We start from the raw sequence: 12,613 nt of genomic DNA, 5'->3' as shown, positions 1-12,613 counted from the left end.
CGGCCCGCGCGCGCGGCCTATTCCCCGCTCGGGGGGGGGCGCCCCCGCGCGCGGCCGCCCCCCGGCTTTCCCCCCCCTGGGGCGTGGGGGGGGCCCCGGCCGGCGGGGGGCCCCCCCCCTTCCGGCACTCAGGAGAGCGGTGGGCCACGCGGGAATAACGAAAACCTCTTGCGGAATTCGGCCGCTCGCACGCGGCGGGCCGGGTCGCGCGGAGCGGAGGGGGCAACCCGTGAGCCCCCGGGGACGGCCCCGGACGCGACGGTGCCGGGAAGCGCACTCGGGGGGTGTGCGCTCCCCGGCAACGGGGTGGTGGCGGCCACCCGGCCGGAGTCCCGGGGCCTGGGCTCAGACGGCCGTGACGGGAATGCTAGGGCGTGTCACGGGGCCCTGGCCAGAGTCCTGAACTGGCCAATTCCCGCCCAGGACATGCCAGCTGGAGCCGATGACTGACGAACCGTCAACAACCGGCCAGGCCGCCGCCCGGCCACCGGAACCGGTCAGGCCGCCGCCCGCACCGGGGCCGCCTGCGCCGCCGCCCGCCCGCCGGCGCAGCCGCCGTGCAGCCGGGCCAGCCCGGCGGCCAGCCCCGCCCGGTCCCCGGCGAGCCACAGGCGCAGCGCGGCGGACAGCGCGGCGCTGGCCGGTCCGCTCGACGGGCCGCCGGTCCGCGCGATCCGCTCGCCCAGCAGCGGCAGCAGGTCCGCGATCGGGGCGGGCAGCCAGAGGGTCAGGGCGCAGGGGGCGGGCCGGGCCAGGACGCGCCGCAGTTGCAGCGCGGAGGCGTCGTCGTGCAGCGCGGGGATGACCTCCAGCAGGCCGTCGACCACCACCTCGGAGACGTCCCCGCCGTGACCGCGGGCGAGGGCCCGCAGCAGCGCGCGTTCGGCGGCGGTGATCCGGACGGTCAGCATGACCTCGTCGCAGTCCATGGTCCCGGTTCCCCTGTCGTGGAAGTCGTGGCGGTCGTGGCGGTCGTGGCCATCGGGGCCGGTGGGCCCGCCCCGGTGGTTCTCCTGCCCGTCAACGAGGCTCCGCTACCGGCGTTATCAGGCCGTAGTGGCCGTCGTAGCGGCGGTAGAGCACCCGGGCACGGCCGTCGCCGGGGTCGGCGTAGCAGACGAACGGGCCGCCGGTCAGCCAGAGCCGCCGGGCCGCCTCGGTGAGGTCGAGCGGGTCCGCCGGGTCGGCGCCCGTGGACCGGCCCGCCCCGGGCGCGCCGCTGAGCGGGCAGCGATGGACCAGCGCGTCCCGGCCGGTCACGGCGTCCGCGAAGAGGTGGAACGGCCGGTCCAGCGCGAGCAGTTCGCGGGTGGCCTGCTCGGGGGTGCGGCGGGCGAGGACGACCTCCTTGCGCCGGGCGATCCGCCGTTCGGCGAGCGGGCGGGCGGCGTACTGCGGGCGGTAGGCGCTCTCGTGGGCGGCGGCGAATCCGATGTCGCCCTGCTCACGCAGCCGGGCGGCCCGGCCGGCGAGGGTGCCCAGGGCGACGTCGACGGCCTCGCGGGCGGTGGCGGCGGCGAGTTGCACCCGGACCGGACCGGCGCCGGCCAGGTCGACGTGGGCCTGCGCGAGGGCGGGCCGGGTGATGGCCCGGTCGCGCACGCGGGTGAGCCGGATGCGCAGCGCGCGGGTTCCGGGGCCGAGCCCGGCCGCCGTGTCCAGTGCCTGCGCCCGGGCGTACTCGGCGTTCTCGCGCGGCAGCTCGCCGCGGATCTCCACCCGGACGTCGAGGGCGGGCCGGTGGCGCAGACTGGTCATCAGGGTCCTCCTTCTCCCGGACCATGCTGGCCCTCGGGCGGCCGGGCGGCGAGGGTCCAAAGACCCTGCGCGAGGGGACCGGCCCGGATCTTTCCGGTGGGGCCTTCGCCGCAGGTCAACACCGCGTTCCGGGGCGGTCGGAGCCACTGCGGATGATCGACCGTTGGAGTGATCCACCCGCGTTCGGCGCAACGCCCGTCGAACCGGCGCGTTTGCCATGACGTGCGCCCCTCCAGCCGGGGCACGCGCGGATCCGCGCGAGCCGGCCCCCCACCACCCGGCCGGCCCGTCGGGGCCCCCGGTACCGTCCGCACCGGCTCCTCTGATGAGAGGTACTGACATGACCCTGCTGACCGAGACGCGGCAACGGGACCTCCCCCCGAGAACCGCACCCACCGCACTCCGCACCACCCCCGCGACCGTCCCCCCGCTCGCCCCCGGCGCCGTCCCCGGCCTCGGCCACGCGGCCGCCCTGCTGCGCGACCCGCTCGGCTTCCTCGGCTCGCTCTCCCGGCACGGCGGCGTCGTCCGGATCCGGCTCGGGCCGCGCACCGTCTGCGTGGTCACCGACGCCCCGCTCGTCCACACCCTGCTCGTCGCCCTCGCCTACGACTGCCCGCGCGGCGCCGTCCAGGACACCCTCAAGACGGCGTTCGGCGACGGCCTGCTGATGTCCGAGGGCCAGGCCCACCGCGACCGCCGCCGGATCATCCAACCCGCCTTCGGGCCGGACCGGATGGCCGAGTACGTCGCCGTGATGCACCAGGTCACCGAGGAGCGGGCCAGGCGCTGGCACCCCGGTCAAGTCCTCGACGTGGCCAAGGAGATGAACCACCTCGCGCTGGAGATCGTCACCCGCTCGCTGTTCGACGCCCGGCTGAGCGAGGATGCCACCCTGGCCTTCCACCAGGCCCTGCCGGACCTGGTGAAGGGCCAGATCGTCCAGTCCCTCTACCCGCACCCGGCGCTCGCCCGGCTGCCGCTGGCGGTCAACCGGCGCTTCGACGCCGCCGTCCGGGTGCTCAACCAGGTCGTCGACCAGGCCGTCAGGCCGACGGGCACCCGATCCGCCGAACGGGGCGGCACCCTGCCCGCCCTGCTGCGCGCCGCCACCGACCCGGGCACCGGCCGGCCGCTCACCGAGGCGGACGTCCGGTCCGAGGCGATCACCATGTTCGGCGCCGGCACCGAGACCGTCTCCACCACACTGACCTGGCTCCTCGACGAACTCCTGCGCCACCCCGAGGTGGAGGCCCGGGTGCTCGCCGAACTCGACGAGCACCTGCCCGCCGGAGCCGCCCCCACCCCCGAGGCGCTGGCCAGGCTCACCTACACCCGCAGCGTCACCCAGGAGGTGGTGCGGCTGCACGCGCCCAACGCCTTCCTGATGCGCACCGCCCAGGTGCCGGTGGACCTCGGCCCGTACCGGATCCCGGCCGGCACCGAACTGCTCTACAGCCTCACCGCACTGCACCGCGATCCGGACCGCTACCCGGACCCGCTGCGCTTCCGCCCGGAGCGCTGGCAGTCCGGCGGGGCCGGGCGGCACTCCTTCCTCCCGTTCGGGGCCGGCAAGCACAAGTGCATCGGGGAGGCCTTCGCCTGGGCCGAGCTGACGGTCGCGGCGGCCGCGATCCTGCGCCGCTGGCGGCCGGTGGCCGTCCCCGGCGCCCGGGCCCGGGAAGTGGTGTGGACGACGGTCCAGGCGCACGGGCTGCGCGTGCGGCTGACCCCGCGCGGCGCCCGGGTGCCCCGCCCGGACAGCCCGCCGGACGACCGGGTGGGAGAGGGCCGGGCGCAGGACGACCGGGCGGGGGACGACCGGGGGGGAGAGGACCGAGCGGGAGAGGACCGGGCGCGGGACGACCAGGCGCGGGACGACCAGGCGGCCGTCGAGGCCCCGCCGGCGGCCCGCTGCCCGGTGAGCGTCCCCGCCCCGGCCCCCGCCGCGCCCCAACTCCCGCAACGGTCCGGCGAACTGCGCACCGCCGCGGCCCGGCACGCCGCCTGGGTGGTCGGCCGCAACCTCCTCACCCCGCCCGAGATGACCCGCTACGGGGCCTACGCCCTGCACGAGTTGATCGGCCACGCCTTCCCCCGTGCGCACGGCGCCGACCTCGACCTGCTGGTGGACATGCTGGGCTGGTTCACCATCCTCGACGACCGCTTCGACGGCCCGCCCGGGCGCCGCCCCGTCGAAGCCCGCGACGTCGTCGACCCGCTCATCGACGTCCTGTACCGCACCGGGGCCGATCGGACGGGCGCCTCCGCGCCGGTCGGCGCGGGCCCGGCGCCGCGCTCCGGCGACCACGTGCTCCGCGCCTGGCACGACCTGTGGAGCCGCCAGGCGCAGGGCATGTCCCCCAACTGGCGCGCCCGGGCCGCCCGGGAGTGGCAGGCCTGTCTGGAGACCTTCCCCGCCGAGGCCGAACACCGCGCCCACGGCACCGTCCCCGCCCTCGGCCTGCCCGAGACCATGCGGCTGCGCCGCCACGGCAGCTGTCTCTACCCGTTCATGAACATACTGGAACGGGTCCACGGCGCCGACGCCCCCGCCGCCCTCCACGCGGAGCCCGCACTGCACCGGCTGCGTGCCAACACCGCCGACGCCGCCACGCTGATCAACGACCTGTACTCACTGGAGCGGGAGGAACGCCAGAGCGCGGCCGCCTTCAACACCGTCCTCACCCTGCAACGGATCCGCGGCTGCACCCGCAGCCGGGCCGTCGGCGCCGTCCGCTCCCGGGTCGCCCGGCTGCGGCGGGAGAACGACGCCCTGCGCAGCGACCTGCGTCACCGCCACCCGGCCGGGCGCTGGTACCTGGACGGCACCCGGGAGCTCATCGAGGGCGTCCAGGCCTGGACCAGCACCAGCGACCGCTACCTCGTGACGGACGGCCCTCGGACGTAGGCCCTGTCCGGCCGGTCTTGGCCGGGCAGGACGTAGGAGGTGCCTACTTGCGGCCGCCGAGCGCGAACAGCAGCAGCACGAAGCCGGCGAACAGGTGCGTGGCGAAGATGTAGATGCCCGCCCGGATGAGCATGGCCTTGCGTCGGCGCTTCTCCTCGCGCGTGCCGTCGCTCGTGCTCTCGCTCATGGCGGGGGTTCTCCTCGGGTCGGCCGGCCGGGTCGGGCGCGGGTTCAGCGGGCCCGACGGGCTCGAAGGGTTCAACGGGCTCGAAGGGCTCGACACGCTCGACCGGCCCGAGGGCCTCGGCGGGCTCAACGGTGCGGCCGGCCGCCGGGCTCGCGCAGTTCGGTGAGCAGCGCGCCCTGGTCGGTGATCAGCTCGGTCAGGATCCGGCGCGCGGCCCGCAGCAGCTCGGCCACGTCCGGGGTGCTGAGCGCGTACACCACGGTGTTGCCCTCGCGGGTGGCGGCGACCAGTTGGGTACGGCGCAGCACCGCGAGCTGCTGGGAGAGGTTGGAGGGCTCGACCTCGATCTCGGCCAGCAGCTCGCGCACCGGCCGGGGTCCGTCCTGGAGCAGTTCCAGCACCCGGATCCGGACCGGGTGGCCGAGGGTGCGGAAGAACTCCGCCTTGGCCTGGTACAGCGGGACGGGCATGGTCCGCGTCCCTCCCTCGGGTACGGCTCGGTGAGCGTGCGGCCGCGTCCTCACCGGCGGCCGGCAAGCATCATCGCCACAGATGAAGATTTCTTCAAGTCGTCACAGTGGGCGCCCGGCCGTCGCCTGGCGGCCGCCCGGCCCGCCGGGGCCACCCCCGGGTGGTCCACGTCACATCCGGAGGGCGCGCGGGAACGCCGGAAGCCGAGCCCGGGACGCTGCCAACTCCCGGACTCGGCGGTCATGGTGAGGTTCCGTCAGCAGAGTACAGGTACATCCACCTCGACCGGGGCCGGCCCCCGCCAGATCGACTCGACGGCGAAGGTCGCGTGGAGGGTCGAACCGCACGGCACGGTGACGCTGACGCCGTCGACCCGCACGGTGGCGGCCGTGAACACGGCGCGCCCGCTCGCCGAGCCGAGCGACTCGCCGCCGACCACCCCGGCCGACAGGCGGGTGAGCAGTTCCTGCGGCTTCGGCGGCCACGGGGTGTCCGGGGTGGGCGGACCGGCGAGGCCGATCTGCCCGTACAGCACGACGCTGGCGCCGGTGACCTCGGCGCAGACCTTGGTCGACAGCCCGGCCTGCAGGCCGCTGTAGCCGCAGGTCGTCACCGTGGCGGCGGTCTCGGCCGCGCCGTTGGTCGACACGGCGAGCGCCGGCACCGGCGCCGCGAGCAGGGCGACGGCGCCGGCCGCGCCCGAGGCGATCCGGGTGATGCGGTTCATTGCCTCCTCCTTCGGAGGGTACGAGGAACGATCAGAACAGGTGAGGTAGCACATGTGACATTTCACATGCGCCATGAAGAGACTTTGCCATGCGATTCCCATGCCATGACCGCGATTCTGCCTTCGAAGTGCCGAGCAGACCGAAACCAGACCTTTGATGGCGTAATCCCACCCCGGAGGGTCGGGCTCCGCGCACCTGCCACGGCCGGCCTCCCCGGTGCCCGGCGCGGGGCCGGTCGCCCGCCTCGCGGGCGTCGGCCCGGGGACGGCCCGGACGGCCGTCCGCGCCCACGGACGGGCCGCTGTCGACCACCCCCGGTCAGCCGGTGGCGGTCGACCGGTGGCGGCCGACCGGCGCCGGCTCAGTCCAGGGAGGCCCGCAGGGCGTCGACCCGGGTGACGGCGGCCGCGAAGGCGGCGCGGTCGAGCCGGCCGGAGTCCAGGGCGTCAGCGAGGGCCGTGGTGGCGTCCTCGGCCTGCTGAGGGTCGCGGGCGGAGCAGAGGATCAGGTCCATCCCGGCCTCGGCGGCGGCCACCGCGCGGTCGCCGGGGCCGCCGTACGGCGCGAGGGCCTCGGCCTCCAGGGCGTCGGTGACGGTGACGCCCCGGAAGCCCAGGCGGCCGCGCAGCTCGCCCTCGACCACGGCGGGCGACATCCCCGCCGGGCGGTCCGGGTCGAGCGCCGGGTAGACCGCCCAGGAGGCCATCACCAGCCGGACGCCCGCCGCGATGGCCGCCCGGTAGGGCTCCTCACCGCGGGCGCGCAGCTCGTCCAGCGGCACGGACAGGGTGACGGGGCGGTCATCGGTGTTCTCGCCGTTGACGGCCGAGCCCAGCCCGGGGAAGTGCTTGGCGGTGGCGGCGACGCCCAGGCCCTGCTGGGCGGCGAGGAAGGCGCTGCCCAACTCGCCGACGCCGGCGGGGTCCTGACCGTAGGAGCGCTCATGGCGGTCGATGAAGTTGCCCGGGGTGTCGTAGACGTCCAGCACCGGCGCGAGGTTCACGTTGAGCCCCGCGTCCGCGAGCGTCCCGGCGGCGCCGACCCCGGCGCGGCCCGCCGCGCCGAGCGGGTCGGGCTCCGATCCGGTCCGGCGGGCGGAGAGTTCGGGCTCGCCGGGCAGGCGGCGCACCTTGCCGCCTTCCTGGTCGGTCATCAGCAACAGCCCCTCGGACACCGGCGACTGCGCCGCCGCCTGCCGCAACTGACCGACGGCCTCGGCGAGTTGCGCCGGGCTCGTGACATTCTCGGCGAACAGGATGACCCCGGCCGCCCGCCCCTCCCGAATCGTCTGCAGCACGCCCGGCGGCGGTGTCGGACCGGCGTAGGAGAGTACGATCCGGCGCCCCGCGAGCTGCCGCGCGTCCTGATCGGCCATCTCCGCCACCACCGTCCCCTCACCCGGGGCACTGACCCTCCCGGGTATCGACCCCGGCACGTCCGGTATCGACTCCGGCACGGACGCCGGTGCCGACGCCGACACTGACCCGGCCGGAACCGGCCCGAGCGTGGCCGCCAACACCACCAGCATCGCGCCGAACTGGACGGTGCGCCGAAGCACGGCCATCACGCCTCCCTGAGGTCGGCAGCGGGATACGGCCCGTCAAGGCACCCGAGCCCGTCAAGGCACCCGAGCCCGTCGCCACCATAGCCCGGACCCCGGAGGAGCACACCCGCGCCCGCGCGGACGGGGGACCCGGGCACCGGCCGCCCTCAGACCTCAGCCCTCAGCCCTACCGGCGCAGCAACCGCCCCAGGACGGCGATCCCCTCCGCGATCTCCCCCGGCGCACCCGCCGCGTAGCCGAGCACCAGTCCCGGTGGGTACGGCAGCCGCGCGTGCCAGGACAGCGGCTGCACCTTGACGCCCTCGGCGAGCGCCGCCGTGGCCAGTTCGGTGTCCGTACAGCGGCCCCCGGGCGGCAGGGTGAGCATCAGGTGCAGGCCGGCCGCCGCGCCGTGGACGGTGGCGCCGGGGAGGTGGGCGTGGACGGCGGCGATCATCGCGTCCCGTCGGCGGCGGTGGCGGTGGCGCAACAGCCGCAGGTGGCGGTCGAGTTCGCCGGACTCCATCAGCCGGGCCAGCACCAGCTGCGGCAGCACCGGGTTGCCCAGGTCGGCGAACCGCTTGGCCTCCAGGACGGCCTCGCGCAGCCGCGGCGGCACCAGCAGCCAGCCGGTGCGCAGCGCGGGGGCGAGCAGCTTGGAGATGCTGCCCGCGTAGCAGACCTGCTCCGGCAGGGCAGCGCGCAGCGCGGGGACGGGCGGGCGGTCGTAGCGGTGCTCGGCGTCGTAGTCGTCCTCGATGACCAGGCCGCCCTCGCCCGCCCAGCGCAGCAGTTCGCGCCGCCGCTCGCCGCCGAGGACGACCCCGGTCGGGTACTGGTGGGCCGGGGTGAGCAGGACGACCGGGGCGCCGGTGGCGCGCAGCGCGTCGACCCGGACACCCTCGGCGTCGACCGGGACGGGCGGGGTCGCGGCGAGCCAGTGGGCGAGGTGCTGGCGGGCGCCGAGCGAGCCCGGGTCCTCGACGGCGACCTCGGTGACGCCCATCCGGCCGAGGGCCCGGCCGAGCAGGGCGAGGGCCTGGGCCGTCCCGGCGACGATCAGCACCTCGTCCGGGTCGGCGCGGATGCCCCGGTTGCGGGCCAGCCAGTGGGCGACGGCCCGGCGCAGTGCGGGGGTGCCGCGGACGTCGCCGTAGCCGAGGTCGGCGGCGGCGAGGCCGTCGAGGACGGCGCGTTCGGCGCGCAGCCAGGCGGTGCGGGGGAAGGCGGCGAGGTCGGGCACGCCGGGCGTGAGGTCGATCCGGGCGGGCGTGCCGCGCAGCAGGTCGAACACCTCGGGGTCGGGGTCCGCGTGGAACAGGACGGGCTCCGGCCGGGCGCGCGGCGGGGCCGGGGGTGTGGCTGACAACGGGGGCGCGGGCGGCGCCGGAACCGCGACGACGACGGTGCCGCCCCTGCCCCGGCCGGCGATCTGGCCCTCCTCGGCGAGGCGCCGGTAGGCGTCGGTCACCACTCCCCGGGAGACGCCAAGTTCGGCCGCCAGCCCCCGGGTGGCGGGCAGCCTGCTGCCCGTGGGGAGGCGGCCGTCGGCGATGGCCTCGCGCAGTCGGCGGGCGAGCCAGCCGGTCAGGCCGCCGGGCGGGGCGTCGGCGGTGTCGAGCTGGAGGAAGTCGGCGCCCGGGTCCGCCTGTTTGGACCTGTCATCCGGCGCTTCTTTGGACCTGTTCACCGGGCCATTGTGGCGTGAGGGTGGGGCCATGACCACGGAAACGGCACCACTGAACGACCGGCAGGACACCGAAGGCCCCGACCATCTCACCGGCTACGTCCCGGGTTACGTCCACGGCTACTCGGAGACCGAGGCGCAACGGCTCGGCGACCAGGCGGACACCCTCGCCGAGCTGCTGCACGCGGGCACCGCGTACCCGGCGGGCAGCCGGGTGCTGGAGGCCGGCTGCGGGGTGGGGGCGCAGACCGCGCACCTGCTGGCCGCCAGTCCCGGCGTGCTGCTGACGGCGGTGGACGTCTCGGCGGAGTCGCTGGCGCAGGCCCGGGCCCGGGTGGCGGCCGAGGCGCCCACCGCGCGGGTCACCTGGCACCACGGCGACCTGCACCGACTCCCCTTCCCGGACGGCGCGTTCGACCACGTCTTCGTGTGCTTCGTGCTGGAGCACCTGGCCGATCCGGTGGCCGCGTTGACCGCGCTGCGGCGGGTGCTGCGGCCGGGCGGGACGATCACGGTGATCGAGGGCGACCACGGCTCGGCCTTCTTCCACCCGCAGGGCCCGGCGGCCCGCGACGCGGTCGACCTGCTGGTGCGGCTCCAGGCGGCGGCGGGCGGCGACGCCCTGCTCGGGCGCCGCCTGTACCCGATCCTGTCGGAGGCCGGCTTCCGGGACGTGGCCGTCCGCCCCCGCACCGTCCACGCCGACGGCGCCCGCCCCACCCTGGTCGAGGGCTTCACCCGGCGCACCTTCGTCGCGATGGTCGAGGCCGTCCGCACCGAGGCGCTGGCCGCCGGTCTGACCACCCCCGACGCCTTCGACCGCGGCATCGCCGAACTGCGCCGCACGGCCGAGCCGGGCGGGACGTTCCACTACACCTTCTTCAAGGCGGTGGCGGTCAACCCGTAGGCCGGTCGGGCGGGGAGGTCCGCCCGCCTGCCCGCCCGCTCACTCCGGGCTGTCGCCGAGGGCGGCCAGGAGGGTGCGCATGGCGTCGACGAGCGCGGCGGTCCGGGGGGCGTCGAGGCCGGCGAGGAGGAGCCGCTCGGTGGCGAGGTGGTCGGGGAGGGCGCTGTCGATCAGGGCGTGGCCCTCGGGGGTGAGCCCGACCACGCGGCTGCGGCCGTCCTGGTCACTCTGGGTGCGGGTGACCAGGCCGCGGGCCTCCAAGCGGTCGAGGCGCTGGGTGATGGCGCCGGAGGTGACCATGGCGGACTGCATCAGTCCGGTGGGGGTGAGGCGGTAGGGCGGCCCGCTGCGCTTGAGGGTGGCGAGGACGTCGAAGGAGGCGGCGTCCAGGCCGTGTTCGCCGAAGGTCCGGTTGAGCTCCGCGTCCATCAGGCGGTAGAGGCGCTTGAGCCGGCCGATCACCTCCATCGGGGAGACGTCCAGGTCGGGGCGTTCGGCGGCCCACTGCGCGACTACTCGGTCCACATGATCTGCATCTGCCACAGGTTCAGGGTAGGGGATTCCGCCGGGATTCCTTAGCGATGAGGTAACTGTGAGCCACGTCACCCCGTCAAAGCGGTGAGAGATGCCTTAGCGCTGAGATACATTTGCTTAGTGCTAAGAAACCGCCTCGGAATCGTGCTGGTGACGGCGATAGCCCCCGCCGTCTGGGGGTCGACGTACATCGTCACCACCGAACTGCTCCCGCCCCACCGTCCACTCCTCGCGGCCGTCCTCCGGGCCCTGCCCGCAGGGCTGCTGCTGATCGCCGTCACCCGCCGGCTGCCGAAGGGCAGCTGGTGGTGGCGCGCACCGGTCCTCGGCGCGCTGAACATCGGCGCCTTCCTCGCCCTCCTCTTCATCGCCGCCTACCGCCTCCCCGGCGGGGTCGCCGCCACCGTCGGCGCCGTCCAGCCGCTGATCACCGCCGGACTCTCGGCCGCACTGCTCGGCGACCGGCTCACACCGCGCACGGTGATCTGCGGCATCGCGGGGATCGCGGGCGTCAGCCTGCTGGTCCTGCGGGCCAACGCCCAGCTGGACGCCGTCGGCGTGGCCGCCGCACTCGCCGGCGCGGTCGTCATGGCCACCGGCGTCGTCCTCTCCAAGCGCTGGGTCTCCCCCGCCCCGCTGCTCGCCACCACCGGCTGGCAGCTCACCGCCGGCGGACTGCTGCTGGTGCCGGTCGCGCTGTTCGTCGAGGGCGCCCCGCCGTCCCACCTCACCGGCGGCAACCTGCTCGGCTACGGCTACCTCAGCCTGATCGGCGCGGCGCTCACGTACGCGCTCTGGTTCCGCGGGATCCGGGCACTACCGCCGACCTCGGTCTCCTTCCTCTCGCTGCTCAGCCCGGTGGTCGCCACCGCGATCGGCTGGCTGGCCCTCGGGCAGGACCTCAGCCCGCTCCAGGCGCTCGGCGCACTGATCGTCCTCGGCTCGCTGATCGCGGCCCAGACCCGGCGCCGCCCCAGCACCACCGCGCCCGCCGTACCCACCGCCCCGGCCACCGCCCCGGCCGCCGCGCCGCCCGTCCGCGAGAACGCCTGACCCCGCCCCGCTCCCGCCGAACTCCCCTCCGCACTCCCCGATCCCCGCCCAGCAGCCGCTGGCACCCACCGCACCAGGAGAACCTCCATGCACATCACCGTGTTCGGCGCCACCGGCAACGTCGGCAGCCGAGTGGTGACCGAGGCGCTCGCCCGCCACCACCGGATCACCGCCGTCCTGCGCGACCCCGCCAAACCGCACGGCCTGCCGGCCGCCGTCGCCCTCGGTGTCGGCGACGCCCGCAACCCCGAGGACGTCGCCCGCCTCGCCGCCGGGCAGGACCTGGTGATCACCGCCACCCGCCCGGCGCCCGGCAGCGAGCACGAGCTGTCCGCCGCCACCCGGGGCCTGCTGGCCGGTCTCGCCGGAACGGGCGTGCGCCTGATGGCCGTCGGCGGCGCGGGCAGCCTCACCCTCCCCGGCCGCGGCGGGACGGCCCTCGCCGACGACCCCGGCTTCCCCGCCGAGCTCCGGTCGATCGCCCGGGCCTGCGGCGAGCAGCTCGACCTCTACCGCGCCGCCGACCCGGACGTCGACTGGACCTACCTGAGCCCCGCCGCCCTGCTCGAACCCGGCGAGCGCACCGGCCGCTTCCGGCTCGGACGGGACGAACTGCTGGTGGACGCCGAGGGCGCCTCGGTGATCTCCATGGAGGACCTCGCCGTCGCCCTGCTCGACGAGGCCGAGCAGCCCGCGCACCGCCGCACCCGCTTCACCGCCGCCTACTGACCCAGGGCGTGGGGGGGGATTTAGGCCCCGGGCGCGGCCGGCCCGACGTGTGAACACCCAGGGGGGGCGACCCCGGCGGGCGGGGGGGCAGCCCCCCCCCCCCCC

At 75.9% G+C, this 12,613-nt stretch carries 12 protein-coding genes; 4 read left to right on the top strand and 8 right to left on the bottom strand.

Annotated features, from left to right (window positions below; genetic code table 11):
• Positions 1–497: 497 nt before the first annotated feature.
• The gene (locus ACFV6I_RS30415) at positions 498–929 is read right to left on the bottom strand and encodes a hypothetical protein (RefSeq protein WP_380428758.1); all 432 of its coding nucleotides are present in this window, start codon (positions 927–929) and stop codon (positions 498–500) included.
• A gap of 91 nt (positions 930–1,020) precedes the next feature.
• A complete protein-coding gene (locus tag ACFV6I_RS30410) occupies positions 1,021–1,758 on the bottom strand; it encodes a sigma 54 modulation/S30EA ribosomal C-terminal domain-containing protein (RefSeq protein WP_380428757.1) in 738 nt (245 codons plus the stop codon).
• Between the two features lie 340 nt (positions 1,759–2,098).
• Here ACFV6I_RS30410 and ACFV6I_RS30405 point away from each other — a divergent pair, with 340 nt between their 5' ends.
• Positions 2,099–4,669 (top strand): cytochrome P450, encoded by a 2,571-nt coding sequence (locus ACFV6I_RS30405; protein ID WP_380428755.1) that lies wholly within the window; start codon positions 2,099–2,101, stop codon positions 4,667–4,669.
• Positions 4,670–4,712: 43 nt separating this feature from the next.
• Here the strand turns inward: ACFV6I_RS30405 and ACFV6I_RS30400 are convergent, their stop codons facing one another.
• From ACFV6I_RS30400 to ACFV6I_RS30380, 5 genes are all read right to left on the bottom strand, one after another.
• Positions 4,713–4,856 carry a DUF6126 family protein gene (locus tag ACFV6I_RS30400; RefSeq protein ID WP_159398578.1) on the bottom strand — a complete coding sequence of 48 codons (144 nt, stop codon included), beginning with the start codon at positions 4,854–4,856 and terminating at the stop codon, positions 4,713–4,715.
• A 125-nt stretch (positions 4,857–4,981) separates the two neighbouring features.
• Positions 4,982–5,326, bottom strand: a complete 345-nt coding sequence (locus tag ACFV6I_RS30395) for a helix-turn-helix transcriptional regulator (protein WP_063350638.1) — start codon at positions 5,324–5,326, stop codon at positions 4,982–4,984.
• 257 nt (positions 5,327–5,583) lie between these two features.
• On the bottom strand, positions 5,584–6,054 hold the full coding sequence (locus ACFV6I_RS30390) for a hypothetical protein (protein WP_380428753.1): 471 nt from the start codon (positions 6,052–6,054) through the stop codon (positions 5,584–5,586).
• Positions 6,055–6,416: 362 nt separating this feature from the next.
• Complete coding sequence (locus ACFV6I_RS30385) at positions 6,417–7,619, bottom strand: glycoside hydrolase family 3 N-terminal domain-containing protein (protein ID WP_380428751.1); 1,203 nt, start codon at positions 7,617–7,619, stop codon at positions 6,417–6,419.
• A gap of 166 nt (positions 7,620–7,785) precedes the next feature.
• Positions 7,786–9,318: a PLP-dependent aminotransferase family protein gene (locus tag ACFV6I_RS30380; protein ID WP_380428749.1), complete on the bottom strand. Its 1,533-nt coding sequence runs from the start codon at positions 9,316–9,318 to the stop codon at positions 7,786–7,788.
• On the opposite strand from ACFV6I_RS30380, the gene ACFV6I_RS30375 reads away from it, so the two are divergent.
• Entirely contained in the window at positions 9,317–10,192 is an 876-nt protein-coding gene (locus ACFV6I_RS30375) for an L-histidine N(alpha)-methyltransferase (RefSeq protein ID WP_380428747.1), read from the top strand. The genes ACFV6I_RS30380 and ACFV6I_RS30375 overlap by 2 nt on opposite strands.
• 39 nt (positions 10,193–10,231) lie before the next feature.
• On the opposite strand, the gene ACFV6I_RS30370 is transcribed toward ACFV6I_RS30375, so the two are convergent.
• Positions 10,232–10,735 (bottom strand): MarR family winged helix-turn-helix transcriptional regulator, encoded by a 504-nt coding sequence (locus ACFV6I_RS30370; RefSeq protein WP_380428745.1) that lies wholly within the window; start codon positions 10,733–10,735, stop codon positions 10,232–10,234.
• A 111-nt stretch (positions 10,736–10,846) separates the two neighbouring features.
• Here ACFV6I_RS30370 and ACFV6I_RS30365 point away from each other — a divergent pair, with 111 nt between their 5' ends.
• Entirely contained in the window at positions 10,847–11,779 is a 933-nt protein-coding gene (locus tag ACFV6I_RS30365) for an EamA family transporter (RefSeq protein ID WP_380428743.1), read from the top strand.
• An 87-nt stretch (positions 11,780–11,866) separates the two neighbouring features.
• Positions 11,867–12,508: an NAD(P)-dependent oxidoreductase gene (locus tag ACFV6I_RS30360; RefSeq protein ID WP_380428741.1), complete on the top strand. Its 642-nt coding sequence runs from the start codon at positions 11,867–11,869 to the stop codon at positions 12,506–12,508.
• Positions 12,509–12,613: the final 105 nt, after the last annotated feature.

This window comes from Kitasatospora sp. NPDC059803, assembly GCF_042732255.1.
GTDB lineage: Bacteria > Actinomycetota > Actinomycetes > Streptomycetales > Streptomycetaceae > Kitasatospora.
The sequence above is the reverse complement of the archived record's forward strand: the minus strand, read 5'-3'. Positions and strand labels throughout refer to the sequence as shown.